At 40.6% G+C, this 24,663-nt stretch carries 27 protein-coding genes, 2 pseudogenes and 2 riboswitches; of the genes and pseudogenes, 24 read left to right on the top strand and 5 right to left on the bottom strand.

The genetic code is table 11. From position 1 onward, the window contains the following. The first annotated feature begins 149 nt into the window (after positions 1-149). From ACOT8F_RS10760 to ACOT8F_RS10750, 3 genes and pseudogenes are all read left to right on the top strand, one after another. Positions 150-497: a toprim domain-containing protein gene (locus ACOT8F_RS10760; protein WP_421651828.1), complete on the top strand. Its 348-nt coding sequence runs from the start codon at positions 150-152 to the stop codon at positions 495-497. A 44-nt stretch (positions 498-541) separates the two neighbouring features. Then, positions 542-841: a thioredoxin family protein gene (locus tag ACOT8F_RS10755; RefSeq protein WP_421651826.1), complete on the top strand. Its 300-nt coding sequence runs from the start codon at positions 542-544 to the stop codon at positions 839-841. Between the two features lie 454 nt (positions 842-1,295). Further along, positions 1,296-1,400, top strand: a pseudogene (locus tag ACOT8F_RS10750) (GTP cyclohydrolase, FolE2/MptA family); the annotation flags it as partial. 197 nt (positions 1,401-1,597) lie between these two features. Here the strand turns inward: ACOT8F_RS10750 and ACOT8F_RS10745 are convergent. Next, positions 1,598-1,711: pseudogene (locus ACOT8F_RS10745) on the bottom strand (IS1595 family transposase); the annotation flags it as partial. 317 nt (positions 1,712-2,028) lie between these two features. Between ACOT8F_RS10745 and ACOT8F_RS10740 the strand changes: the two are divergent. From ACOT8F_RS10740 to sufB, 14 genes are all read left to right on the top strand, one after another. After that, positions 2,029-2,355 (top strand): SCP2 sterol-binding domain-containing protein, encoded by a 327-nt coding sequence (locus ACOT8F_RS10740; RefSeq protein ID WP_421651825.1) that lies wholly within the window; start codon positions 2,029-2,031, stop codon positions 2,353-2,355. Positions 2,356-2,427: 72 nt separating this feature from the next. Continuing rightward, a riboswitch (SAM riboswitch) is annotated at positions 2,428-2,530 on the top strand. A gap of 144 nt (positions 2,531-2,674) precedes the next feature. Continuing rightward, the gene (locus ACOT8F_RS10735) at positions 2,675-3,991 is read left to right on the top strand and encodes an O-acetylhomoserine aminocarboxypropyltransferase/cysteine synthase family protein (RefSeq protein WP_421651824.1); all 1,317 of its coding nucleotides are present in this window, start codon (positions 2,675-2,677) and stop codon (positions 3,989-3,991) included. A gap of 112 nt (positions 3,992-4,103) precedes the next feature. Further along, a riboswitch (SAM riboswitch) is annotated at positions 4,104-4,213 on the top strand. A 101-nt stretch (positions 4,214-4,314) separates the two neighbouring features. Continuing rightward, positions 4,315-5,340, top strand: coding sequence for a methionine ABC transporter ATP-binding protein (locus tag ACOT8F_RS10730; protein ID WP_421651823.1), 1,026 nt, complete (start codon positions 4,315-4,317; stop codon positions 5,338-5,340). Beyond that, complete coding sequence (locus ACOT8F_RS10725; protein WP_421651822.1) at positions 5,333-6,001, top strand: methionine ABC transporter permease; 669 nt, start codon at positions 5,333-5,335, stop codon at positions 5,999-6,001. The genes ACOT8F_RS10730 and ACOT8F_RS10725 overlap by 8 nt, the downstream gene beginning before the upstream one ends. 12 nt (positions 6,002-6,013) lie before the next feature. Continuing rightward, complete coding sequence (locus ACOT8F_RS10720) at positions 6,014-6,835, top strand: MetQ/NlpA family ABC transporter substrate-binding protein (protein ID WP_421651821.1); 822 nt, start codon at positions 6,014-6,016, stop codon at positions 6,833-6,835. A 269-nt stretch (positions 6,836-7,104) separates the two neighbouring features. Then, positions 7,105-8,373, top strand: coding sequence for a dicarboxylate/amino acid:cation symporter (locus ACOT8F_RS10715; RefSeq protein ID WP_421651820.1), 1,269 nt, complete (start codon positions 7,105-7,107; stop codon positions 8,371-8,373). A gap of 163 nt (positions 8,374-8,536) precedes the next feature. Then, positions 8,537-8,830, top strand: coding sequence for an HPr family phosphocarrier protein (locus ACOT8F_RS10710; protein WP_421651819.1), 294 nt, complete (start codon positions 8,537-8,539; stop codon positions 8,828-8,830). Between the two features lie 108 nt (positions 8,831-8,938). Continuing rightward, positions 8,939-9,298 (top strand): carboxymuconolactone decarboxylase family protein, encoded by a 360-nt coding sequence (locus ACOT8F_RS10705; RefSeq protein WP_421651942.1) that lies wholly within the window; start codon positions 8,939-8,941, stop codon positions 9,296-9,298. 246 nt (positions 9,299-9,544) lie between these two features. Further along, a complete protein-coding gene (locus ACOT8F_RS10700) occupies positions 9,545-9,685 on the top strand; it encodes a YuzK family famiily protein (RefSeq protein WP_421651817.1) in 141 nt (46 codons plus the stop codon). 221 nt (positions 9,686-9,906) lie between these two features. Then, a complete protein-coding gene (gene sufC / locus ACOT8F_RS10695; RefSeq protein WP_421651816.1) occupies positions 9,907-10,692 on the top strand; it encodes a Fe-S cluster assembly ATPase SufC in 786 nt (261 codons plus the stop codon). Between the two features lie 18 nt (positions 10,693-10,710). Then, positions 10,711-12,015 (top strand): Fe-S cluster assembly protein SufD, encoded by a 1,305-nt coding sequence (gene sufD, locus ACOT8F_RS10690; protein WP_421651815.1) that lies wholly within the window; start codon positions 10,711-10,713, stop codon positions 12,013-12,015. Beyond that, entirely contained in the window at positions 12,015-13,235 is a 1,221-nt protein-coding gene (locus ACOT8F_RS10685) for a cysteine desulfurase (RefSeq protein WP_421651813.1), read from the top strand. Before sufD ends, ACOT8F_RS10685 begins: the two co-directional genes overlap by 1 nt. Beyond that, positions 13,225-13,668 carry a Fe-S cluster assembly sulfur transfer protein SufU gene (sufU, locus tag ACOT8F_RS10680; RefSeq protein WP_421651811.1) on the top strand — a complete coding sequence of 148 codons (444 nt, stop codon included), beginning with the start codon at positions 13,225-13,227 and terminating at the stop codon, positions 13,666-13,668. Before ACOT8F_RS10685 ends, sufU begins: the two co-directional genes overlap by 11 nt. A 14-nt stretch (positions 13,669-13,682) precedes the next feature. Then, complete coding sequence (sufB, locus tag ACOT8F_RS10675; protein ID WP_421651810.1) at positions 13,683-15,080, top strand: Fe-S cluster assembly protein SufB; 1,398 nt, start codon at positions 13,683-13,685, stop codon at positions 15,078-15,080. Positions 15,081-15,494: 414 nt separating this feature from the next. Here sufB and ACOT8F_RS10670 read toward each other — a convergent pair whose 3' ends face one another. Next, positions 15,495-16,163, bottom strand: a complete 669-nt coding sequence (locus tag ACOT8F_RS10670) for a VC0807 family protein (protein WP_421651809.1) — start codon at positions 16,161-16,163, stop codon at positions 15,495-15,497. Positions 16,164-16,653: 490 nt separating this feature from the next. On the opposite strand from ACOT8F_RS10670, the gene ACOT8F_RS10665 reads away from it, so the two are divergent. The 5 genes from ACOT8F_RS10665 (at position 16,654) to yunB (ending at position 21,001) form a co-directional block, all read left to right on the top strand. After that, a complete protein-coding gene (locus tag ACOT8F_RS10665; protein WP_421651807.1) occupies positions 16,654-17,505 on the top strand; it encodes a DUF72 domain-containing protein in 852 nt (283 codons plus the stop codon). Between the two features lie 19 nt (positions 17,506-17,524). Then, positions 17,525-18,346: a sulfite exporter TauE/SafE family protein gene (locus tag ACOT8F_RS10660; RefSeq protein WP_421651806.1), complete on the top strand. Its 822-nt coding sequence runs from the start codon at positions 17,525-17,527 to the stop codon at positions 18,344-18,346. A 40-nt stretch (positions 18,347-18,386) separates the two neighbouring features. Continuing rightward, a complete protein-coding gene (locus tag ACOT8F_RS10655; protein ID WP_421651804.1) occupies positions 18,387-19,787 on the top strand; it encodes a bifunctional metallophosphatase/5'-nucleotidase in 1,401 nt (466 codons plus the stop codon). Positions 19,788-19,865: 78 nt separating this feature from the next. Continuing rightward, positions 19,866-20,168, top strand: a complete 303-nt coding sequence (locus ACOT8F_RS10650; RefSeq protein ID WP_421651802.1) for a YunC family protein — start codon at positions 19,866-19,868, stop codon at positions 20,166-20,168. 77 nt (positions 20,169-20,245) lie between these two features. Next, positions 20,246-21,001, top strand: a complete 756-nt coding sequence (gene yunB, locus ACOT8F_RS10645) for a sporulation protein YunB (RefSeq protein WP_421651801.1) — start codon at positions 20,246-20,248, stop codon at positions 20,999-21,001. 17 nt (positions 21,002-21,018) lie between these two features. On the opposite strand, the gene ACOT8F_RS10640 is transcribed toward yunB, so the two are convergent. Further along, positions 21,019-22,014: a M23 family metallopeptidase gene (locus ACOT8F_RS10640; protein WP_421651800.1), complete on the bottom strand. Its 996-nt coding sequence runs from the start codon at positions 22,012-22,014 to the stop codon at positions 21,019-21,021. A 237-nt stretch (positions 22,015-22,251) separates the two neighbouring features. Here ACOT8F_RS10640 and lipA point away from each other — a divergent pair, with 237 nt between their 5' ends. Next, positions 22,252-23,148 carry a lipoyl synthase gene (lipA, locus tag ACOT8F_RS10635; protein WP_421651798.1) on the top strand — a complete coding sequence of 299 codons (897 nt, stop codon included), beginning with the start codon at positions 22,252-22,254 and terminating at the stop codon, positions 23,146-23,148. Positions 23,149-23,192: 44 nt separating this feature from the next. Here the strand turns inward: lipA and ACOT8F_RS10630 are convergent, their stop codons facing one another. Further along, the gene (locus tag ACOT8F_RS10630) at positions 23,193-23,873 is read right to left on the bottom strand and encodes a YhcN/YlaJ family sporulation lipoprotein (protein WP_421651797.1); all 681 of its coding nucleotides are present in this window, start codon (positions 23,871-23,873) and stop codon (positions 23,193-23,195) included. Positions 23,874-23,989: 116 nt separating this feature from the next. Between ACOT8F_RS10630 and ACOT8F_RS10625 the strand changes: the two genes are divergently transcribed. Beyond that, positions 23,990-24,277, top strand: coding sequence for a YutD family protein (locus ACOT8F_RS10625; RefSeq protein ID WP_421651796.1), 288 nt, complete (start codon positions 23,990-23,992; stop codon positions 24,275-24,277). A gap of 32 nt (positions 24,278-24,309) precedes the next feature. Here the strand turns inward: ACOT8F_RS10625 and ACOT8F_RS10620 are convergent, their stop codons facing one another. After that, a complete protein-coding gene (locus tag ACOT8F_RS10620; RefSeq protein WP_421651941.1) occupies positions 24,310-24,552 on the bottom strand; it encodes a cytosolic protein in 243 nt (80 codons plus the stop codon). Positions 24,553-24,663 lie beyond the last annotated feature (111 nt).

Raw genomic sequence — 24,663 nt, 5'->3', positions numbered from 1 at the left:
AAGGCGCGAGACTCCCGGACCGCCCGCTTAAGATGAGTGCCTGAAGCGGAAATCAGCAGTCAAGTTTAGCAGAACCAAACTTAAAAAATAAGGAAACACCCTTTGTTTAATGAATATAGTAAAGAAATACTCTTTTAACAGGTGATTATATGTCATTAGCTGAGCTGGAAAAAGTAATTATCGTCGAGGGTAAATCAGATAAAAGAAAACTCATGGATGTTATTAATGAAAATGTTGAAATTATTTGTACAAACGGAACCATTAGCCTAACAAAGCTTGATGAGTTAATTGATATTTATTTTAATAAAGATGTTTATGTACTCGTTGATTCGGACGAAGCAGGTGAAAAGCTGAGAAAGCAATTTAAAAGGGAATTCCCGAAGGCCTCTCATTTATATGTCGATAAAATGTACAGAGAAGTTGCTTCAGCACCAGAACAGCATATTGCTTCCATCCTGCTTGGCGCTAATATAGATGTGCAGGCAAAATTTTTATAAGATTGAATGCCATGCACAAATAAAGAGGTGTACCTTTCTTTAAAATGATTGACTTAACGAAACAGGAAATAACTTCTGCAATGACAGACAAAGACCGTTTTATCCTTTATTTGTATACCCCTTTTTGCGGAACATGCCAGCTTGCTAAGCGCATGCTGACTATAGTAGAAGAAACATTGCCTGATTTGGAGCTCTATTCAAGTAATTTGAATTATCTCCCTGAGCAAGCCGCAGCCTGGGAAATTGAAAGTGTTCCTTGTTTGTTAATTTTTCAAAATGGGAAGCCTACAGATAAGGTTTATGGGTTTCAGTCTGTAGAATACTTATATAATTTGCTCAAATAGAGAACGGTCCTTCTTAAGTGCCGTTTTTTTATTTTTAATCAATTGCGAAAAGCAATCAGAAAATAAATAGAACGAATTACATTCATGCTAGACCCTTTTCCGAAAATAGCGAGCCATATCATAAGTAAACCAACAGAAAATAAAAACATGCAGAAAATGATTAATAACATAATCGGCATCCCTATAAGAAAAAAAGTTGGATATTGATTAAAAATGTCGAAAATAGCAAATAAAAGATGGAAATAAGAAAATAAACCTGGAAATGCTCTCAAAAAAGGTCAGGAACTGAATCTTATGTACAAACCCACCTCTTGATTTTGAGTGTTTCTTTGAAAAGTAAAGAGATAAATGTATCCGCAAAACAATAGTGGAAATTAGCAAAAAAATCATCCCCCTGTTAAATAAAAATGTTCCTTAACACGAGTTAAAATCGAAGAAAGCCTCCTATTTTAAGGATCTATATGAAATCGAGTATATCAATGCATTCCGGGTGGAATGCAGAAATGAAGAGTCGATTCATCTTCACGATGCGTATGCAGAATTAACGATAGCTAAATAAATAATAAATAATACCAAAGAACATATAAAACTTTTCACAAAATGAATATTGTATTATTGTTAAATCGTAATGTTTACGATTTAGGGAGGTTTTATTGGATGAAGAAAATTCCCGTGACGGTTTTGAGTGGCTATTGAAATGAGAAACTAATGCAAGGTACCTTTGAATACCAAATTTTGTTAATCTAAGCGTATCATATGTAACATTAGTTGAGAATCCATCTCTACAATCCCTGAAAATGTGTTGAAGTCCATTTGTTTGAGAGCTGGTAACACTTTATGTCTCCAATAAAACAAAGTAACATAATAAAGTCTGCTGATTTACGAAGATGGAAACAATCAAATTGGTTTTTCAACGTTTTCTTTTCTTATATTTTTTGTAGCATTCTAAAAATTCGACATTATATTCTCGTATTTTTGCTTAACAGTTGTCATGTTTTACAACTTTCCACCATGCCTTTTATCACCGACATGAAACATCACAAATCTTCAGTAAACTTAACACGACATTCAGCAGAAATGACATATTTCCCGGAAAATAAATTCCCATGATGAAATTGTCGATGGAAAATAAAAGGAAATTCGAAATGTTTACGGAACTCCTTCATAAAAGGTAATGGAGGAATAGGATGGAACTGGGATTTACCGCTGAAAAAGTGTATGATCCTGCAAGACATGTGAAACCCTTATTAAGGAAATCACCTATCTATTTAAAGCTTTTAGCCAGTGATTCAGAAGACGTTATGTATGTTGAAATTAACCAGGCAGGTATACACCAAAAAAAGTTTGTTCCTGATGTAGATGTGATTTTGATCGGTATTGAAGAAGACTTAATGGATATTTTCAAAGGAGAAGTAAAGCTCCAGGATGGTGTTAATCATAAACGTGTTAAAGCTGAGGGAACGATTCACAATCTCCTCCGGCTGGAATCCATATTGTGGCTTTTAAAAAAATAGTGATCAAAAGAAAAACCGTTTTAGTTGAAATCTTTTTTAATTTGATTTAAAATTAAGAAAATTCAATCGTATTACTTATCAAGAGTGGCGGAGGGAATGGCCCGATGAAGCCCGGCAACCGGTCAATTGACACGGTGCTAATTCCAGCAGAGTGAAATGCTCTGACAGATAAGAAGGGTGAGCGGATGAAAGCCTCTTCTTTGAAGAGGTTTTTTGCATGAATCCGAATTTGTTTGCAGCATAATGTCCAATTTTTACAACTCGAGTGTGTTCAGAACAGCATGAAAATAAGCTTGAACAATGAGAAGGAGGAAGAAAAATGTCAGACAAACAATATCGCCAGGAAACAGTTGGAATTCATGGAGGATTGAATGCGGACCCGATAACAGGTGCGAGAGCTGTGCCCATTTATCAGTCTAATGCCTATTTATTTAACAATACAGATCATGCAGCCAATTTATTTGCTTTGCAGGAACAGGGTTATATTTATACACGAATTCATAATCCGACAGCAACAGTACTTGAGGAGAGAATAGCAGAACTTGAAGGAGGAATCGGGGCGCTTGCCGTTGCAAGCGGGATGGCGGCTATTACTCTTTCCATTTTGAATATTGCAGAAGCTGGTGATGAAGTAGTTGCGGCTTCTACTTTATATGGCGGAACCTATAATTTATTTGCAAACACCCTTCCGAAATATGGTATAAAAACGACCTTCGTCAATCCTTCAAACCCTGAAAATTTCCGCAGTGCTATTACGCCAAAAACAAAGGCTGTATTTGCAGAAACAATTGGAAATCCAAGTTTACTGGTTATTGATATTGAAGCTATAGCAGATATAGCTCATGAATCAAATATTCCGTTAATCGTGGATAACACATTTGGTACCCCTTATTTATGCAAGCCGATCGATTTTGGAGCGGACATTGTTGTCCACTCTGCAACGAAGTGGCTCTTAGGGAATGGAACAACACTTGGGGGAATTATTGTTGATGGCGGTAAATTTAATTGGAATTCTGAAAAGTTCCCTGGATTTGTCACACCTGATCCGAGCTATAACAACCTCGTATATGCTGAAGCACTTGGGGAGGCTGCTTACATAGCAAAAGCAAGGGTTCAGCTGCTTAGGGATTTAGGTCCAGCAATTAGCCCGTTCAATGCCTTTCAATTTACCCTTGGCCTTGAAACTCTGCATGTCAGAATGAAAGAACATATTGCCAATACGAAAAAAGTGGTTGCCTATTTAGAGGAACATCCAGGCGTTGACTGGGTGTTATATCCAGGTCTCGAAAATCATCCTTCAAAGCCGCTTGCAGACAAGTATTTGCCAAAAGGGGCCGGCGCTGTAGCGGTGTTTGGGATATCCGGCGGAAGAGAGGCAGGCAGCGAACTCATCAACAATGTCAAGCTATGGTCGCATGTTGCCAACGTAGGAGATGCGAAGAGCCTGATTATTCATCCTGCGAGCACAACTCATCAGCAGCTTGACCATGATGAGCTGATTCAATCAGGAGTGACGGAAGACCTCATTCGACTCTCTGTAGGGATTGAACACATTGATGATCTGCTTGAGGATTTAGAGCAGGCAATTGAGAAAGCGACAGGAAAAAAATCGGATTACCTTGTGCCTCAGGCATGACAAAACCTTCTGAAAAAACAATTCTAATAGTTGACGGAAGAAAATATCCGTGTTATAATCACCTTCGAACCTAATTAAGCGTATTAATGCGCTAATTGAATAAACGATTGTTCTCTTATCAAGAGAGGTGGAGGGACGTGCCCTATGAAACCCGGCAACCGTCAGTTAATCTGAAATGGTGCCAATTCACTCAAAGCAGCTGGCTGTTTTGAAAGATGAGAGAAAGGCGAAGACTCCTATTCAAGCCTTTCTGCTCATTTGTGCAGAAAGGCTTTTTCTGTTCCCAATCGTTTACTAATTTAAATGCTAAAGAAGGTGATTTAATGATTAAACTATCCGAAGTTTCAAAAACCTATTCTACAAAAACAGGGAATATTACAGCTGTTGACAATGTAAACATTCAAGTTGATAAAGGCGAGATATACGGCATTATTGGATACAGCGGTGCTGGAAAAAGTTCCTTGATCCGCCTGCTCAATGGCTTGGAAAAACCTACTGGCGGGACTGTTGAGGTTGCGGGGAAAAGGATGGATCAGATCGGAGAATCTGGATTAAGAAAAGCACGGCAGCAAATCAGTATGATCTTCCAGCATTTTAATCTCCTCTGGTCCAGAACCGTCAGTGAAAATATTGGGTTTCCTCTTGAAATTGCGGGAGTTCCAAAAGCTAAAAGGCTGCAGCGGGTGAAAGAATTAATTAATCTGGTTGGACTTGAAGGCAGAGAAAATGCCTACCCATCACAGCTAAGCGGAGGACAAAAACAGCGTGTCGGCATTGCGAGAGCGCTGGCCAACAATCCTCAGGTACTCCTTTGTGATGAGGCTACCTCAGCGCTGGATCCTCAAACAACAGATTCAATCTTAGATCTTTTGGTAGATATTAACAAAAGACTTGGCTTGACGATTGTTTTAATAACACATGAGATGCATGTAATCAGGAAAATCTGCCACAGGGTAGCGGTTATGGAAAACGGAAGAATTGTAGAAGAGGGTAAAGTGCTGCAGGTTTTCCAGCGTCCTGAACAGCCAATTACAAAGCGGTTCGTTCAGCAGATTACAGAGCCGGAAGATGCAAAAGAAACCATTGACCTATTGATCAAGCAATATCAGACAGGCAAAGTGGTTCAGCTGACATTTGTAGGAGACTCAACCGGCCAGCCGGTCATTAATGAGCTGATCAGAGAGCACCAAGTGAACGTAAACATTCTTCATGGGAAAATTACTCAGACCCAAAGCGGTGCATATGGAACATTATTTCTTCATCTTGAAGGAGAAGACAGCGAATTGAACCATGCTCTTGTCTTTCTTAAACAGCAGAAAGTAGAAGTGGAGGTGATTCCGAATGCTTAGTCAGCTTTTACCTGACGTGGTTTGGAGTGATCTTTGGAATGCCACCTATGAAACGCTCTATATGACAGTCATTTCCGTTGTGTTTACCTTTGTCCTCGGAATGCTCCTAGGATTGCTTCTGTTTTTAACAGGACGGGGAAACCTGTGGGAAAACAAAGTTTTATATATTATCGTCTCAGCCATTGTCAATGTGTTCCGGTCGATTCCATTCATTATCTTAATCATATTGCTCCTTCCATTTACTAAAATTCTTGTTGGTACCATTCTTGGTGCAGATGCTGCCCTGCCCGCTTTAATTATCGGTGCGGCACCCTTCTATGGAAGAATGGTTGAAATTGCCCTTCGAGAAATTGATAAAGGTGTTATTGAAGCAGCTAAATCAATGGGGGCAAAAACCAGTACAATTATTTTTAAAGTGCTGCTGCCTGAAGCAATGCCTGCTTTAGTATCAGGCATTACCGTAACAGCGATTGCGACTGTAGGCTTTACTGCAATGGCAGGGTTCGTTGGTGCTGGCGGACTTGGGGATTACGCATTCTTAGACGGATTCCAGCGCGACAGCATCCAGGTAACGGCTATTGCCACCGTGTTCATATTGATCATTGTTTTTATCATCCAAATTATTGGAGACTTACTTACTAAAAAACTGGATAAACGCTAGGGGGAAAAAAGAATGAGAAAATTATTATTAACCTTTATTACTGTTTTAACTGTTGCAGCGCTTGCTGCATGCGGCACAAGCGGTGGAGCTGGCCAAAAAGGAACCCTTGTCATTGGGGCATCCAACGTACCACATGCTGAAATACTTGAAAAAGCGGAACCGCTTCTTGAGAAAAAAGGCGTTAAGCTGAAAATTATTAAATTCAAAGACTATGTATTGCCGAACAAATCTTTAGCAAGCAAAGAACTTGATGCCAACTACTTCCAGCACATGCCTTATATGAAGGCCCAAATGGCTGAAAACAAAGATTACAATTTTGTAAATGCAGGCGGTATTCACATTGAGCCGATCGGTGTTTATTCTAAAAAATATAAAAAGCTTGAAGAGCTTCCTAACAACGCCCAAATTATCATGAGTTCTTCTGTAGCCGATCATGGCCGCATGCTGACACTTCTTGAGAGCAAAGGTTTGATTAAATTAAAGCCAGGCGTTGATAAAACAACAGCTACAGTAAAAGACATTGCTGAAAATCCTAAAAACCTTAAGTTTAAAACAGATGTAGAAGCAAGTTATCTTCCTCAAGCTTACAAAAGCGGTGAAGGGGATGCAGTCCTAATCAACACAAACTATGCCATCTCTGCAGGCTTGAATCCTCTTAAAGATGCTATTGCGCTTGAAGGTGCGGATTCTCCATATGTAAACATCATTGCAGTGCGCAAAGGCGACGAGAACAGAAAAGAAATCAAAACACTTGTTGAGGTTCTTCACAGCAAAGAAATTCAAGACTTTATTAAACAAAAATACAAGGGTGCTGTCGTACCAGTCAGCAACTAATTTTTGGCTAACCATTGCAATTTGATTCATAACACCCAGCAAATGTCCATACGGTATGAAGCTTGCGCATATTATAATAGTAGAAAAGAGGGATGCCAACAGGCATTCCTCTTTTTTTTATCCGTTTAATTCTGAAAATTGAGTCCTTTTTCCTTGTGAAGGAAGAGGGATTAGAAATCCTCTTAGGGCCCTTAAGTTTAAATTTTCCGTACATATTGATAGAATTACTTGTGTAAGCGGTGACAAACAGAGGGAAGGTGTGAATAGGAGTGAGAGTTAATTTTAAGAATCTCACCATACAGGTAATCATTGGGATTCTGATCGGGATCGGCGTGGGATTTATTTTTCCATCATTCGGCGTTCAGCTAAAGGTTCTTGCTGACGTTTTTATTAAAATGATCAAAATGGTAATTGCACCGATCATATTCATGACGATTGTCGTTGGGATTGGCGGTATGGGGGATTTAAAAAAGGCAGGGCGCATTGGAGGAAAAGCGCTTATCTATTTTGAGATTGTAACTACGCTGGCCCTTGCAATTGGGATCATTGTTGTCAATCTGGTGCAGCCTGGAGCAGGGATTTCAACAAATTCAGTAAATGAAGGTGATGTTGCACAGTATTCTGAGGCGGCTACCTCTGAAACTAGCCACGGGGTTGTAGGCTTTCTTACTGATATCGTGCCTGATAATGTTGTTAGTGCAATGGCCAGCGGAGATTTGCTTCCTATTCTCTTTTTTGCTGTTTTGTTTGGTGTGTCAGCAGCAGGGTTAGGTGAGAAATCAAAGCCAGTACTAAATTTTTTTGAAAGGCTGACAGATATCTTTTTTGGAATTGTCAAAATTGTGATGAAGGTTTCACCTATAGCTGCAGCTGGTGCCATGGCCTATACAATAGGTCAGTTTGGCCTGGGCTCACTTGTATCTCTTGGAAAATTAATGGGCTCTGTCTATTTAACAATGTTTTTGTTTATTATCGTCATTCTCGGAGGAATCGCGAAATTTTATGGATTCAATATTTTTAAGTTTATTTCTTATATAAAAGAAGAGCTGCTTCTTGTTTTAGGAACATCTTCTTCCGAATCTGCTCTTCCAAGCCTTATGAAGAAGCTCGAGAATTATGGATGTTCTAAGTCTGTTGTCGGACTCGTTGTGCCTACTGGCTACTCGTTTAACTTAGATGGAACATCCATCTATTTGTCCATGGCAGCGATGTTTATCGCACAGGCCTACCATAAAAATCTGTCCCTTGGTCAGACAATTACCTTAATTGCTGTTTTGATGCTAACCTCAAAAGGAGCCGCTGGGGTTACTGGTTCAGGATTCATTACGCTTGCTGCGACCCTTACAGCCTTTCCAATGGTGCCTGTAGCGGGAATTGCCCTGATTATCGGTATAGACCGCTTTATGTCAGAAGCGAGAGCTATTACCAACATTATTGGGAACAGTGTGGCAACAGTCGTCATTTCTAAATCAGAAAATGAATTTCATCCACCTGCTCAGAATAAGACAAATGATTCAGGCATCACGCTGGCTAAATAACTCCAAAAAAGCTGACAGAAGCTCCTTTCTTTGGATCTTTTGTCAGCTTTTTAAAATTCCTTGTAAAGTTATCTGACAAAAGGAAAGAAAGCTATTCCTGCATATGGGATACTCTTCTCAAGGAAGCTGCAAGAGCAGCTATAAAAAAGGAGATGACTTGAAAATGAAAGCACCGGAACTGACAATCCCTTGTGAAATTTCTTCAGGCATTCATCTTAAGAAAATATTGTCTTATGTAGAGAAAATGAGTCAGCTGAACAGCTATATCCTTGTGGAAACAAGCGAAACAACGGTTAATGCAAAAAGCTTATTGGGTATGAGCATTCTGGCTGCAAGTTTGACAGGAAGCTGCAAGGCGGTTTTGAGAGCATCCGGCCCAGATGCAGAAAAGGCGCTGAAGGACCTTGAATTGCTGCTCTCAGGAAGCTTTTATGAGACGGCAGCAGTACCATCATAAAACGTTCCTTTAGATATGCTGAAATTTTTCTAGGAATAGAGGGGTTTCCATTTCTGCATACTATGGAAGACATTCTGCGGAAAATGGAGATGAATAACTGTGGAACATATGGAGCCCCGCAATACAACGGAAGCTGTGCTGCTTGGATATAAAAAAGGCCTTGGAATGTTTACAGAAAAAATGCCTGATCTTGCCCACCATTATAATGCTTTTACAGAAGCTTGCTTTAATGAAGGGGAGCTATCCCAGAAACAAAAACAGCTGATTGCTCTTGGAATCAGCATTTTCTCTCAGGATGAATATTGCATTATTTACCATACAAAAGGGTGTCTTGATAACGGAGCAACAGAAAAAGAAATACTTGAAACTGTCGGCGTATCAGCTGCATTCGGCGGCGGAGCTGCCATGAGTCAGTCTGTAACGCTTGTTCAGGAATGTATAACAGAATTAAATCAATTAAGGCAATAGTCTTTAGAAAATTGAAAAAGTGGCCAAAATGGAAGCATATCTGCGGAATTTTGAATTTCAGGTTTTCTGGAAGATCAGCTGGGGGAATAAGAGCAGTGATTAGTGAAAATCAGTTTATATCAAGTTTGAATTATTTTCACGATCTGATAGGATTAAAATTGTGCTCTAAAAATTCGAAAGGGTTGATTCACTATTTCTGACCAAGAGAAGCTCGACCTTGATTACACTCAAGAGATGGAAAAAGCGATGCAGCAAGCTCACGGGATCGGTTACGCAGAATACAGCAGAAAGCTTGATAGTCGCTTAAAAGTCGAGCGCGAAAGACAAGCAGATTTTGAAAAAAGCCAGCAAGTACTTGCAGAAATTGAGCGCAAAGTACACCGATAATAGATAATGGATCAACACCTGAAGAACCGACCTATTGGCCGGTTCTTTTCCGTTTGGCATGCAAAGAATTCAAATTCAAAAATAGATGATACTATAAAAGAGACTCCTGAATAGAACCTGGTGAAAATGTTGTATTCAGATTTAATTTGTTATAAGATTAGAATGAGAATAAATTGAGAATGAGATCTTGGCAAATTTTATAGATCATGGAGGTATTTTTTATGGCGGGTTCAACTCTTATCATTAAAGATCTACACGTTGCGATTGACGGGAAAGAGATACTCAAGGGTGTAAATCTTGAAATAAACAGCGGTGAGTTTCATGCAATCATGGGACCAAATGGAACAGGTAAATCCACTTTGTCTTCAGCGATTATGGGCCATCCTAAATATGAAGTAACACAAGGCAGCATCACACTTGATGGTAAAGATGTTCTTGAAATGGAAGTTGATGAGCGCGCTCGCGCAGGTCTTTTTCTTGCGATGCAATATCCAAGTGAGATCAGCGGTGTAACGAATGCAGACTTCCTGCGTTCATCGATCAATGCACGCCGCGAAGAAGGCGAAGAAATTTCTCTAATGAAATTCATTCGTCAAATGGATCAAAAAATGGAATTCCTTGAAATGGATCCTGATATGGCTCAGCGTTACTTAAATGAAGGCTTCTCAGGCGGTGAGAAAAAACGCAACGAGATCCTTCAGTTAATGATGATCCAGCCTAAAATTGCCATTTTGGATGAAATCGACTCAGGACTTGATATAGATGCTTTAAAAGTTGTTTCCAAAGGAATCAACGAAATGCGCAGCGAAGATTTCGGCTGCTTAATCATCACTCACTATCAGCGCCTACTAAATTACATCACTCCAGATAAAGTGCATGTTATGATGCAAGGCCGCATTGTAAAATCAGGCGGTCCGGAACTTTCTCAGCGTCTGGAATCTGAAGGCTATGATTGGATTAAACAAGAACTTGGCATAGAAGACGAAACAGTTGGACAAGAAGCGTAAGCGTTAGGGGGACTCACTTTGGAAACGAAAATCAAGTATGACAGAGATACCATCTCAAGCTTTTCCAAAGAGCTTGGCGAACCGGAATGGCTGAAAAACCTTCGCTTGCAATCACTTGAAAAAGCTGAAGATTTGTCATTGCCAAGACCGGATAAAACCAAGATCAGCCATTGGAATTTCACGGAATTTGATCAGCTCAGCGTTAAAAGTGAGCCATATCAATCCTTGAATGAGCTTGAAGATGCGATTAAAGCATTGATTGATACGGAAAATGAAAACAACAACTTATACATTCAGCGTGATAATACACCGGCCTACCTTACTCTTTCTGAGGAAGCGAAGGCAAAAGGTGTAATTTTCACAGATATTCATACAGCTGCCCGCAAGCACAGCAACCTTCTGAAGAAATACTATATGACAGATGGAGTTAAAGCAGATGAGCATAAATTGACAGCTCTTCACGCTGCTTTAATGAATGGCGGGACATTTGTTTATGTACCAAAAAATGTGGAGCTGGAAAACCCGCTTCAGGCTGTTTTTGTTCATGAAACGCCATCTCTGTCTATGTTCAACCATGTTCTAGTTGTTGCTGAAGAGAGCAGTTCTGTCACATATGTTGAAAACTACATTTCTTTAAATGAAGCTGAAGGTGCGGTTTTTAATATTGTTACGGAGGTTTTTGCTAATACAAATGCGAAGGTTGCTTATGGCGCTGTGGATAACCTGTCTAAAGGAATTACAACGTATGTTAACCGCCGCGGAGTTGCAGGCCGTGATGCCCGCATTGAATGGGCTCTTGGACTAATGAATGATGGAAATACTGTTTCTGAAAATGTGACGAATCTCGTTGGAGACGGGTCATTTGGAGATACAAAAACCGTTGTTGTCGGCAGGGGGGAGCAAACCCAAAACTTCACAACGAAAATAGTCCATTTCGGCAAGCATTCAGAAGGATATATTCTGAAGCATGGCGTTAACAAAGACAGTGCTACTTCCATCTTTAACGGAATCGGCAAAATTGAATTTGGGGCTTCCAAATCAAATGCCGAGCAGGAGTCACGCGTTTTGATGCTTAGTGAAAAAGCCCGCGGAGATGCAAATCCGATTCTTTTGATTGATGAAGATGATGTAACAGCAGGGCATGCGGCATCTGTTGGACGCGTTGACCCAGTTCAGCTTTATTATCTAATGAGCCGAGGAATTTCCAAGGCAGAAGCAGAACGCCTTGTAATATTCGGGTTCCTTGCTCCAGTTGTGAAGCAGCTTCCTATTGAAGGGGTTAAAAAGCAGCTGATAAGTGTAATTGAAAGGAAAGTTAAGTAATGAATATCAAGGAAATCCGGCAACTGTTCCCGATTTTAGACCAGCAGGTTAACGGAAAAGACCTTGTTTATTTAGATAGCTCGGCCACTTCCCAAAAACCGTTTCCTGTTATTGAAGCAGTTTCAACTTACTATAAAGAATACAATTCAAATGTGCATAGAGGCGTTCATACTCTTGGCACTAGGGCTACTGATCAATATGAAGGGGCAAGGGAAAAAGTCCGCAAGTTTATCAATGCCTCTTCTATTGAAGAAGTTATTTTTACCCGCGGAGCTACAACAGCATTGAACTTTGTTGCATCAAGCTATGGCCGTGCCAGCCTTAAACAAGGTGATGAAATTGTCATCACTTATATGGAGCACCATGCCAATATCATTCCTTGGCAGCAGGCTGCAAAAGCAACAGGAGCTACGCTGAAATACATTCCATTGCAGGAAGATGGCACAATCTCTCTTGCGGATGTAGAAGCAACGGTAACCTCTAACACGAAAATTGTAGCTGTTATGCAAGTATCGAATGTCCTTGGTACGATCAATCCAGTGAAAGAAATTGCTAAAATCGCCCACCAGAGCGGAGCAGTAATGGTCGTTGACGGTGCGCAAAGTACACCTCACATGAAAGTGGATGTACAGGACCTTGATTGTGATTTCTTTGCTTTTTCTGCCCATAAAATGTGCGGACCGACTGGAGTAGGCGTTTTATACGGCAAAAAAGCATTACTTGAAAATATGGAGCCTGCTGAATTTGGCGGAGAGATGATCGACTTTGTTGACCTTTATGAGTCAACATGGAAAGAGCTTCCGTGGAAATTCGAAGCAGGAACTCCAATCATTGCAGGCGCTATCGGACTTGGAGCTGCCATTGATTTTCTGGAAGATATCGGTCTTGAAAATATTTATAAACACGAGCATTCACTTGCTGAATATGCTCTTGATAAACTGTCTGGTACAGAAGGTCTGACGATTTACGGGCCGAAAGAACGTGCTGGCATCTTAACGTTTAACCTGGAGGATGTCCACCCTCATGATGTAGCGACAGTACTTGATGCAGAAGGCATCGCAGTACGCGCAGGACATCATTGTGCCCAGCCGCTAATGAAATGGTTAAAAGTGTCTGCAACTGCAAGAGCGAGCTTTTACCTGTATAATACAGAAGAAGAGGTCGATAAACTTGCTGATGCTTTAATCAGAACAAAGGAGTACTTCACAAATGTCTTTTAATGGGAGTCTTGACAGTCTTTATCGTCAAGTTATCATGGATCATTACAAGAACCCCAGAAATAAGGGTTCACTAGAGGACAGCCTGACAATTGATATGAACAACCCAACCTGCGGAGACCGCATCCATTTAACACTTCAAGTGAACGATGGAAAAGTTACAGATGCAAAATTTGATGGGGAAGGCTGCTCTATTTCGATGGCTTCCGCCTCCATGATGACACAGGCAATCAAAGGCCAGGATATTGAAACAGCACTTAAACTTTCAAAAAGCTTTTCAAATATGATGCAGGGAAAAGACTACGATGATTCAATCGACCTTGGAGATATTGAAGCATTGCAAGGTGTTTCCAAATTCCCGGCCCGTATTAAATGTGCAACGCTGGCGTGGAAGGCCATGGAAAAAGGCATCCGCAGCCAGGAAGAAACTAATTGAAGGAGTGAAGACGAATGGCTAAAAAAATGCCTGAAATCGGCGATTACAAATATGGCTTTTCTGACAGAGACGTCTCCATCTTCCGTTCGCAGCGCGGCTTGACTAAGGAAATCGTAGAAGAAATTTCCCGCATGAAAAAAGAGCCAGAATGGATGCTGGATTTCCGTCTGAAATCATTGGAGCATTTTTACAAAATGCCAATGCCGCAATGGGGCGGTGACTTGGCTGCACTGAACTTTGATGAAATTACGTACTACGTAAAACCGTCTGAGAAATCTGAACGTTCATGGGATGAAGTACCAGAAGAAATCAAGCAGACTTTCGATAAACTTGGTATCCCTGAAGCAGAACAAAAATACCTTGCAGGTGTTTCTGCACAGTATGAATCAGAAGTTGTTTATCACAATATGAAAGAAGATCTTGAAGAAATGGGGATCGTCTTCAAAGATACAGACAGCGCTCTGAAAGAAAATGAAGATATTTTCCGCGAGCACTGGGGTAAAGTGATCCCTCCAACTGACAACAAATTTGCTGCATTGAATTCTGCAGTATGGTCAGGCGGATCCTTTATCTATGTACCAAAAGGCGTTAAAGTAGATACTCCGCTTCAAGCATATTTCAGAATCAACTCTGAAAATATGGGCCAATTTGAACGTACCCTAATTATTGTTGACGAAGAGGCTTCCGTTCATTACGTTGAAGGCTGTACAGCTCCAGTTTATACAACAAACTCTCTTCACAGTGCGGTTGTAGAAATTATCGTTAAAAAAGGCGGCTACTGCCGTTATACAACGATTCAAAACTGGGCGAATAACGTGTTCAATCTCGTAACAAAGCGTGCTGTAGCTGAAGAAAACGCAACAATGGAATGGATCGACGGAAATATCGGCTCCAAGCTGACGATGAAATATCCAGCTGTTATCCTTAAAGGTGAGGGAGCTCGCGGAATGACTCTTTCCATTGCTATGGCAGGAAAAGGTCAGCATCAGGATGCCGGAGCAAAAATGATCCACTTGGCGCCTAATACGTCTTCAACCATCGTGTCAAAATCCATCTCAAAACAAGGCGGTAAAGTAACATACCGCGGTATCGTTCACTTTGGACGCAAAGCTGAAAACGCCCGCTCCAACATTGAGTGCGATACATTGATCATGGATAACAAATCAACTTCTGATACGATTCCTTACAATGAAATCCTGAACGACAATATTTCATTGGAGCATGAAGCGAAAGTTTCTAAAGTATCTGAAGAACAATTATTTTATCTCATGAGCCGCGGTATTTCCCAAGAAGAAGCGACTGAAATGATCGTAATGGGCTTCATCGAGCCATTTACGAAAGAGCTTCCAATGGAATATGCCGTTGAAATGAACCGATTGATTAAGTTTGAAATGGAAGGTGCTATTGGTTAATATAAATGCAGGCTGACCCGGGTTTTTTTGGGTCAGTTTTTTTGTCTGGTCTGTCCCCAATAAACTAGGGGCTCCTGTCCCCTGATCTATTACCGTAATAAAGCTATGTCCCCATTAATGAGAATCCTATATATATCAGCATTTATAGATGCCGTGTCTCTGTCCTTCAGCTAATTAACGGAACAGGGGACAGATTCAGGAAAGCAGACACCTGACCCCCATGTCTCTAATAAGTTAAAGCTGTGTCCCTATTCAGCACAAGCTATTGTAAATAAAGGCTCTAAGAACCCCTCTCCCTGTCCCTTTATGTATTAACGCAAAAGGGGACAGGAGCCACCAAATAATGGGGACAGACCCCAAACACCAATCAACACCAACACCTAAAATAAATAACCTAAAAAAAACAGCTCGCCATCATACCGGCGAGCTGCTTTCATTTCCTTCAAGTTCTTCCTTTTCCTTCGGCTGTTCCTTTTCCATCTGTTCGCTGATTTTCAGGCCAACATAGACAAATGCTACGGCCATTAATGCTGAAAATCCCCAGCCGTAAATTTTCATGTAAAAAAGAATTTTATCATAATGGGAAATCCCGAATGTCTGAATAAGATAAGCTCTTAACCCTCCGCTGATCAAGCTCCGGGCCGCAAAAAGGAAGCTGACGATATAAAATAGAGGGAGCAATTTTTTAGATTTGTATACTTCCCTGCTTTTTTCGCGTTCATATCCTTGCAATGCAGCAATATCCGCCATAAGATAAAGGGCGAACGGCTTTCTAATAAGCATAGTCATGAGCCAGAATAGGCCAAATCCAAAAGCAAGATAAACATTGTTCCATTGCATGCGCTGGGCATTTTGTGAAATCAAGTCTACAATTGTTGTAATGGACATGCTTGTCATAATGAACAGCCCTGTCACATTAAACTGTTTGTCCGCAAAAAAACGGTATACTGTGTAGACAAGTCCTGGAGCCGTTGACAGCAGCATGGCGTAATAGCTGCCAAGCGGAGCTTGTCCGAATTTCCAGATGAAATAGGGTAAAGCAAGATAAAATAAGATGTCTCCGATCATGAGAGACTTTTTCATTTACATACCTCCTCCAACATGTCCATGATAACATAAATTACATATATACAATGTGTTTTCTTTTAAGCAGGCTGTTTTCGCAAAGCTTGTTGCTATTCGTATATGTATACATGAAGATAAGCTTTGTGGCATCTTTTCTTAAGGCTGTTTTCGCAGAGATTGTTGTTTTTCGTACATGCTTTTATCACACATTTAGACTAGCATCGGGGCATCTTTTCTTAAAGTTTTTGCTTGCCATCCCAAAGGTTGCGAGGACTAAATATAGGGTCATGAGCAACAAAGTTTAAGAAAAGAGCCTTTCTTAAAATTATCAGGTGTATAAAATTCATTTAATTTAGGGGGAAATGTTTAAAAAGAGCCTTAATACCAGACTTTATTATGAGGAATTGTCCATTTTTCAGTATTCAGGCGCCCGCTAAAGAAGCGACCTCTTTTCTCATAAAACTGGGTAAATATAAAATATGATAGAATGAAAATAGGGGTGAATGCCATGATATATATAGGTGTTACAGGCTGGGGAGACCACTGCAGCATCTACCCTGATGGTATCCCGGCTTCTGATAAATTAAAGGAATATAGCGGCCATTTTCCGACTGTGGAAGTGGATGCGAGTTTTTATGCCGTACAGCCTGAGAAAAATATGAAAAAGTGGGTTAAGGATACTCCTCACAACTTTCAATTTATTGTGAAAGCCTATCAGGGAATGACAGGACATCAGCGGGGGGAAATCCCTTTTGAAAGCAAGGAAGAGATGTTTGAAGCGTTCAAGAAGTCTCTTACGTCTTTCCAAGAAGCTGAAAAGCTTGCTATGGTATTGTTTCAATTCCCGCCATGGTTTGATTGTACGAAAGAAAATGTTGATTATTTAAGATGGTGCAAAGAACAAATGAACGGCACTCCATGCGCACTTGAATTTCGAAATAGATCCTGGTTTGAGGGTACATATTATGAAAAGACGCTGACCTTTATGAAGGAAGAAAATTGGATTCACAGCATTTGCGATGAGCCTCAGGCAGGTGAAGGCTCCATTCCTGAAGTCCTAATACCGACTGATTCAAATAAAACCCTGGTCAGGATGCATGGCCGAAACATTCACGGGTGGAAAAAGCCCGTAAAGGGAAAAGAATGGCGGGAAGTCCGCTATCTTTATAAATATAATAAACAGGAGCTTATGGAGTGGCAGGAAAAGCTCAAAACTCTTGAAAAATCATGCAAGGATATTTATCTGGTTTTTAATAATAATTCCGGTGGGGATGCCGCGGAAAATGCTAAAATGCTGCTTGATCTTATGGATATCAGCTATGAAGGACTGGCACCGCACCAGCTTGATTTATTCAGTTAACAGGTAGAGGGGTATTTTAATGGAATGGATATTGCTTATTCTGATAGGATTCCTTGCCGGTACGATTGGAAGCCTTGTCGGACTAGGCGGGGGAATTATCATCGTTCCGGCTTTACTGTTTCTTTCAGCGGGTACTGGTTTACTATCAGGCATTAATCCGCACATAGCCGTTGGAACGTCCTTAATCGTCATTATTTTCACTGGCCTTTCTTCAACTCTTACCTATATGAAAAAGAAAATTGTGGATTATAAAAGCGGCCTGATTTTTTTTATTGGCAGCGGACCAGGAAGTATATTAGGGGCATGGGTTAACAAAATTTTTAATTTAGCGTCGTTTTCGTTATGGTTCGGAATTTTTATGATTTTTGTTTCAATCGTGCTTATTTTAAAGGATAAAATTAAACCACTTGATCAATCCGGTAAAAAGGGTTTTACAAGAACGTTTACAGATGTAAAAGGAATGGTTTATACTTATTCATTTCAGCCTGTATTAGGCATTCTCATTGCTTTTTTAGCCGGATTTTTTGGAGGGCTTTTTGGTATTGGCGGAGGTTCACTCATGGTGCCTGTGATGATCATCTTTTTTTTGTTTCCTCCGCATGTGGCAGTGGCTACTTCGATGCTTATCATTTTTTTGTCTTCCATCACGAGCTCAATTACACACGTCTTTTTCGGAAACGTCAACTGGCTTTATGCCCTTGTGTTAATCCCGGGAGCTTGGTATGGAGGAAAAGCAGGCGCCCTGTTAAATATGAGACTGGAAAGCAAAACAATTGTAAATCTATTGCGGATTGTATTGATTATCGTAGGAATCAGACTGATTTATCAAGGCGTCAGCTGATCTTGCCGGGTTTTTAGAGATGTAAGGAGAGAATCGTTAAATGGACAAGCTTCATATCTACCATGTCAATGATTTGCATAGCCATTTTGAAAATTGGCCAAAAATTGCCGGATTTTTAAATAGAAAGAAATACGAACATAACCGTTCGGGTGAGCAGTATCTTCTTTTGGACATAGGGGACCATGTGGACAGGTTTCATCCTATGACGGAGGCCACACTCGGAAAATTTAATATTGAATGTTTGAACAAGCTTCAATTTGATGGTGCGACGATAGGGAACAATGAAGGGATTACCCTTCCCCATGAAGCTCTTGACACGCTTTATGAGGAGGCTGAATTTCCTGTTATTTTATCAAATCTCTATAAAAAAAACGGAACCAGACCTGAGTGGGTAAGGCCATATGAGTATGTCGAGCTTGAAAACGGGATGACCATTGCCCTGCTTGGTGTAACGGTTTTTTATCAGACTTTTTATGATTTATTGGGATGGAAGCTGAAGGATCCATTTGAAAGTCTGAAAGAGACCATTTCAGAAGTGAGGGAAAAAGCAGATTATATCATTTTGCTGTCTCACTTGGGCATAACAGACGATGAAGTAATTGCTGAACAATTTCCGGAAATAAATCTTGTTCTTGGGTCGCACACCCATCATCTGCTTGAGGAGGGGAAGCGGGTGAATGAGACGCTTCTTTGCGGAGCAGGCAAGTATGGAACTCATGTCGGTTACGTTGAGCTTGGCTTTGATTCTGTTAAGAAAAAAGCAGTGAAGGAAAAAGCATCCGTTTATTCGATAGAAAAAGAGCCTGAATGCGAAAAAACAGTCAAAGAATTAGCTATTGCTCAAGCAGGGGTAAAGGAAAAACTTTCACAGCCTGTCGCGTTTGTTAAGGAAGAGCTAGAACTGGATTGGTTCAACGATTCGCCTTTTGGAAGCCTATTGGCCCAGGCTCTAAGGGAATGGTGTGACGGGGAAGTGTCAATGGTTAACGCGGGCATGCTGCTCGAACCGCTTCCAGAAGGTGAAGTAACGATTGGAGATCTTCATAGAATATGTCCTCATCCCATTAATCCTTGCAAGGTTTATTTAAAGGGTGAGGTCATAAAGGAAGTCATTTCACAGGCTGTCACAAGGGAAATGGAAGAACTGAAGCTGAAAGGACTTGGCTTTAGAGGCAAAATTATGGGGAAAATGATTTTTGATGGAATTGAGGTTTCAACTAAAACTCTTGAAGACGGAAAAAGGCATGTGACATCAATCCATGCGGGCGGAGAGCTTTTGGATCTTGAAAAAACGTATACAGTAGCAACGGTTGATATGTATACTCTAGGGCCTCTGTATCCTGAAATCAGCCATGCGGAAAAGAAAATTTTTTATATGCCAGAATTCTTAAGGGACTTGCTTGCCTGGAAACTGAAAAAAATAGCGTCTCCAGAGTATTGAACATATTTTGAACCAAAACATCTCTCATAAATCCTTCCTTTGCTCTCATAGAGTGTAAAAGGAAGGAGTTGTGCCCTAATGATTACCATGAAGCCCGTTGTCATTAAAGGCAGCATGTTTACTGCTGTATCCGTACAGCTGCCAAAAACGAATTTTATGACCATCTCTAATGATAAAGGATATATTGCATGCGGCGCACTGGATGTTGGTTTATTAAATGACAGACTGAAGGAAAGAAAAATCGTTGCAGGACGTGCCGTTTCTGTCAGAACAATTGAAGAACTTTTAGAGGCACCGCTCGAATCAATTACAGCAGAAGCTGAGAAGCTTGGTATTTCAGTTGGTATGACAGGAAGAGATGCGCTTGAAAAAATGTGCTGATCATAGGCTTCAGCTAAAATTAGTGAGTAATTCCCTTCTTTTAAGCATAAATATAGCTTGTAAAGGAGGGAGTTATTTTGGCTAAATTTCGCCGCTTGAAGCGAAAAGGACCTTTGCCTTTTCGGTATGTGCTTCTTTTATCTTTTGTCCTGTTCCTTTTTTCTACTGCTGCAGGAATCTATATTATTAATAAAGAAATTAGCCCCACCCTCATCCGGATTGCGGAAATCGAAACAAAAAGAATTGCAAGTCTTGTGATCAACAATGCTATACAGGATGAAATGGAAAAAAACGTTGATACCAAGAATTTAATTGTAATGAAAAGAGATAAATCAGGCAAAGTGACCGATACGAGTTTTGACTCTCAATATGTTGTGAAAATGATGACAGGCATCACAGGAAATATCCAAAAATATTTAAGAGAAGCTGAAAAAGGGAATATGGCAGCACTTGAGAACAAAAAGATAAACGATCTGGAATATACAAGTAAAAGCGATGGCATTATTTCATACATACCAATTGGCCAGGCAACAAACAATGCGCTTCTTGGAGGGCTTGGACCGATGGTGCCTGTCCGTTTCTTTGTAAAAGGCGACGTGTTTCCTGATGTAAAAACAAATGTGAAACAATATGGAATTAACAATGCTCTTTTTGAAATTTCCATAAGTGTCAAAGTGGATGTGGAAGTGGTTATCCCATTTGCGACAAAAGCATTTACTGTCACAACCAATGTTCCTGTCATTTTGAAAGCTGTCCAGGGCGATGTACCGGAATATTTTAATGGAGGCGACGGAGGCTCTCCTGCTCTGGAACTCCCGGGAAGCTCAAAATAAAAGCTGATGGAATCCCATCAGCTTTTACGTTTTTTAAGAGCTTTTCTTTCAGTACCCTCCCACATTCTTAAATGCGGGTAAGGATCAAATGACCATTCTGTTTTCCCGTTGTCCTTGTACATTCCGTAATGAAGATGAGGAGGGAATTTTCCGGCTGTTCCCGGTGGCCCATAGCCTGAGCTTCCTACTGAACCGATCACTTGTCCCGGCTTCACGATTTGTCCCTCTTCCAATCCTTTTGCAAACCCATTTAAATGCGCATAATAATGATACGTATTATTGAAATCGCGTATTCCTACCCGCCAGCCGCCAAAACGGTTCCAGCCCTTCATTTCAATTATGCCGTAGCAGGTAGAACGGACAGACACGCCGTAATGGGCAAAAATGTCCGTTCCTTCATGAATTCTTCTTCCGCCCCATCCCCGTGCATCGCCCCAAGTGCTGCGATAGCTGTAATCTGACCCAAGAGCGACGGGGAACGCTCGTTCATTTAAATCAAATCGCTTTAGCTTTTTAATCAGCTTCATGTGACCCATAATAATCCCTTCAGATTTGTCTCTTTGGTAATAATCCCATAATCCGATTTTAAGGTTATCCATTCCGTGTCCATAGGAAGAAAGGAATTTGGCAAAGGTGTAAAGGGAGTCCAGGTCATTTTTTTGATCAGCGATACCGTCTCCATTTCCGTCCTGGCCAATTCCTCCAAACATCCGGATTGTAGCAGGATTATCATCAAATTCTTTCGGATTTAGAGGTCCGCTCCACAAATCGGATGGTATATATAAACCTGTCAGGCCGGTTTGTTTAGGGAGATCTTTTCTTGAACGGCGCACATTTTTTTCAAACTGATCGACTGCACCAAGGAGATACCAAGGGACTTTCGTTTTCGTTTCCACTAGCTTGTACAGCTTCTTCCGTTCTATATTCATCTGTCCGTCATCCAGGCTGAGAGCCGAAACGGAGCAGGGAAGGAGAAGTGTAAAAAGAGCAATAAGGATAAAGGCATTTCTCATCTCTGGAAGCTCCTTTCAGATAAAAATGCATATCTATAGTTTGGTGCCCTGGTCTCTGTTTCATGTTTAGAAAATGTTAGTAAATCCCGGATTGCTTCCCCTTGTCCTAGCTTCCTTCCATATGTTAAAGTGACTAGTGTACATTGCTTTATGCAGGTGCTGATTTTGGATGAAGTGGATACGTTTCCATCTGCTTTAATATAACGATCAACAGACTACATAATGGAGATGATCTTGTTGGCAAAAAAAGAAGAATATTTGCGCAAGCCGGAATGGCTGAAGATAAAGCTTAATACGAACGAGAACTACACAGACTTGAAAAAAATGATGAGGGAAAAAAATCTTCATACCGTTTGTGAAGAAGCAAAATGCCCGAACATTCATGAGTGCTGGGCAGTCAGAAGAACAGCTACATTTATGATTCTTGGATCTGTTTGTACCCGTGCATGCCGTTTTTGCGCAGTAAAAACAGGCCTTCCTACTGAGCTTGATTTGCAAGAGCCGGAACGCGTAGCCGATTCTGTTGCTCTTATGAATCTGAAGCACGCTGTTATTACAGCCGTTGCAAGAGACGACTTGAAAGACGGAGGTTCAGCTGTTTTTGCAGAAACAGTCACAGCAATCAGAAGAAAAAGCCCTTTTACTACTATAGAAGTTCTTCCATCTGATATGGGCGGAGTTTACGAAAACCTGAAAACTCTAATGGACACTCGGCCTGATATATTGAACCATAACATCGAAACCGTTCGCCGCCTTACTCCAAGAGTCCGCGCACGTGCGACTTATGAACGTTCACTTGAATTTTTGCGCCGTTCAAAAGAAATGCAGCCTGATATTCCTACAAAGAGTTCTCTAATGATCGGTCTTGGCGAAACGAAAGAAGAAATTATTGAAACAATGGATGATCTAAGAGCAAATCACGTTGACATCATGACAATCGGTCAATATTTGCAGCCTACGAAGAAGCATTTAACTGTTCAAAAATACTACCACCCTGATGAGTTCGCAGAACTGAAAGAAATTGCTATGAGCAAAGGCTTCAGTCACTGTGAAGCAGGACCTCTTGTGCGCTCTTCCTACCATGCGGATGAGCAGGTAAATGAAGCAGCCAAACAAAAACAAGCTAATGCCTAATGAGAGACCGCCCTTTTGGCGGTCTTTTCATTTACGCAAACCAGTTAATCCATTTCCAGCCCTTTAGGATTTTCTGTTTTATTTCTGTTTACATCCTGATTCATTTCCCCTGGTCCTTCATTATTGGGATTTTGTCCGCAGCCTATCCGTTTTCCTTGAGGATATTTCAGCATTTCCCGAATTGTCACTTCTGTGATGCCATCCATGTTTTTCGTATTTGTATCCATGCGGCTGTACGCTTCAAGCTGTTTAATGATAACAGGGTTGTCCGCCACATAAATATGAAAGTAGGAAGGAATGACAGACAGAGCTGTTCTTTTCACTTGATCGGCTGTTTGAGACCTGTTTTTTGTATCAGTCTGGTAAGCAATCATCACTTCCTCATCCGTGACGAGTGTAGCTGCATCATTTACATTGGGAAGCTGAACAGCCATGCTGGAGATAATATGGGCAACCTGTTCTCTGTTGATCGCATGAACTTCTGCTGATTTTCCGTTTCTGGTTATTTCCTTTTTGGTTTGCCTGACATACCCGAAGTTTGTCATTTTGCCTTCTTTTTCATTCGGAAGACCTTTTTCGTTATACATATCCGTTCTGTCAGAAACATTTATTGTATTACCGCTTTTGTGAAGCATCTCGCGCTCTCCAGCATCATGCTGCATTTGGCAAGCGGCCAATGCAATAAAGCTTATCAGCAAAATCATCATATTTTTAAATTTCATCATTTCTCTGCCTCCTCATTGATAGAATGACCAGCATCGTTCTTTTGTAACTTAGCAATTGATGGAGAATAGGAAATCGGATATTATTAGGTATAATGGGTGTAAAAGGGGTGAAAAGGATGATTAGTGTACAAAACCATTGCTTCGAGGTTGTGAATGATGTCAGGAACGGATTTAATGAAGAAGCCTTTAAAGCAAGATATTCTGACATATTAAACAAATATGATTATATCGTTGGAGACTGGGGATACAATCAGCTTCGCCTTAAAGGATTTTTTAGCAATGATAATCAAAAGGCTACTTACGATACAAAAATCAGTACACTTGATGAATACATATATGAATATTGTAATTTTGGCTGTGCTTATTTCGTATTAAAGAAAATAAAAAATAAAAATGCCGTATAGCAGCTGCTATCGGCATTTTTATTTTGTGTTTTTCACTTAGCTCCTGGATGATAGGGAGGCTCATCGCTTTTTTCAGGATCGTCATGTGTCGGATGGGCTCCTGGATGCTTTCTTTCTAAATTCTGATGCAAAGACTTGTATTCGTAGTTAAAGGCACTATAATAACGCTGGCCTTCTTCCCATGGCGAGGTTTTATTGACAACTGGCTCATCCTTCCCTCTTGGAGCTCCGTACGGGCCTTCTGGTGTAATCTCGGGTGTTACGTAATGATGCATATTCTCAACGTTTGAAAAATCGGTGTACTTTTCTTCCTTTTTGTCCTTCAAATGAATCACCTTCGGGCTTCAGCTTTTCTGGCTGGTAGTAGATCGCCATAGTTTATTTTT

This window comes from Chryseobacillus diguaensis (assembly GCF_049220665.1).
GTDB lineage: Bacteria > Bacillota > Bacilli > Bacillales > Bacillaceae > Metabacillus_B.
This window is presented reverse-complemented; position numbering and strand designations above follow the sequence as displayed.

Coding starts and splice junctions, on each gene's coding strand:
- ACOT8F_RS10710 (WP_421651819.1), top strand. CDS start 8,537: ATGAAAGCACCGGAACTGACAATCCCTTGTGAAATTTCTTCAGGCATT.
- ACOT8F_RS10755 (WP_421651826.1), top strand. CDS start 542: ATGATTGACTTAACGAAACAGGAAATAACTTCTGCAATGACAGACAAA.
- ACOT8F_RS10740 (WP_421651825.1), top strand. CDS start 2,029: ATGGAACTGGGATTTACCGCTGAAAAAGTGTATGATCCTGCAAGACAT.
- ACOT8F_RS10665 (WP_421651807.1), top strand. CDS start 16,654: ATGATATATATAGGTGTTACAGGCTGGGGAGACCACTGCAGCATCTAC.
- sufB (WP_421651810.1), top strand. CDS start 13,683: ATGGCTAAAAAAATGCCTGAAATCGGCGATTACAAATATGGCTTTTCT.
- ACOT8F_RS10655 (WP_421651804.1), top strand. CDS start 18,387: ATGGACAAGCTTCATATCTACCATGTCAATGATTTGCATAGCCATTTT.
- ACOT8F_RS10650 (WP_421651802.1), top strand. CDS start 19,866: ATGATTACCATGAAGCCCGTTGTCATTAAAGGCAGCATGTTTACTGCT.
- ACOT8F_RS10670 (WP_421651809.1), bottom strand. CDS start 16,163: ATGAAAAAGTCTCTCATGATCGGAGACATCTTATTTTATCTTGCTTTA.
- ACOT8F_RS10620 (WP_421651941.1), bottom strand. CDS start 24,552: ATGCATCATTACGTAACACCCGAGATTACACCAGAAGGCCCGTACGGA.
- ACOT8F_RS10660 (WP_421651806.1), top strand. CDS start 17,525: ATGGAATGGATATTGCTTATTCTGATAGGATTCCTTGCCGGTACGATT.
- ACOT8F_RS10630 (WP_421651797.1), bottom strand. CDS start 23,873: ATGATGAAATTTAAAAATATGATGATTTTGCTGATAAGCTTTATTGCA.
- ACOT8F_RS10725 (WP_421651822.1), top strand. CDS start 5,333: ATGCTTAGTCAGCTTTTACCTGACGTGGTTTGGAGTGATCTTTGGAAT.
- ACOT8F_RS10685 (WP_421651813.1), top strand. CDS start 12,015: ATGAATATCAAGGAAATCCGGCAACTGTTCCCGATTTTAGACCAGCAG.
- ACOT8F_RS10640 (WP_421651800.1), bottom strand. CDS start 22,014: ATGAGAAATGCCTTTATCCTTATTGCTCTTTTTACACTTCTCCTTCCC.
- ACOT8F_RS10730 (WP_421651823.1), top strand. CDS start 4,315: ATGATTAAACTATCCGAAGTTTCAAAAACCTATTCTACAAAAACAGGG.
- ACOT8F_RS10700 (WP_421651817.1), top strand. CDS start 9,545: ATGCAGCAAGCTCACGGGATCGGTTACGCAGAATACAGCAGAAAGCTT.
- ACOT8F_RS10760 (WP_421651828.1), top strand. CDS start 150: ATGTCATTAGCTGAGCTGGAAAAAGTAATTATCGTCGAGGGTAAATCA.
- ACOT8F_RS10735 (WP_421651824.1), top strand. CDS start 2,675: ATGTCAGACAAACAATATCGCCAGGAAACAGTTGGAATTCATGGAGGA.
- ACOT8F_RS10705 (WP_421651942.1), top strand. CDS start 8,939: ATGGAGCCCCGCAATACAACGGAAGCTGTGCTGCTTGGATATAAAAAA.
- sufC (WP_421651816.1), top strand. CDS start 9,907: ATGGCGGGTTCAACTCTTATCATTAAAGATCTACACGTTGCGATTGAC.
- sufU (WP_421651811.1), top strand. CDS start 13,225: ATGTCTTTTAATGGGAGTCTTGACAGTCTTTATCGTCAAGTTATCATG.
- ACOT8F_RS10625 (WP_421651796.1), top strand. CDS start 23,990: ATGATTAGTGTACAAAACCATTGCTTCGAGGTTGTGAATGATGTCAGG.
- ACOT8F_RS10720 (WP_421651821.1), top strand. CDS start 6,014: ATGAGAAAATTATTATTAACCTTTATTACTGTTTTAACTGTTGCAGCG.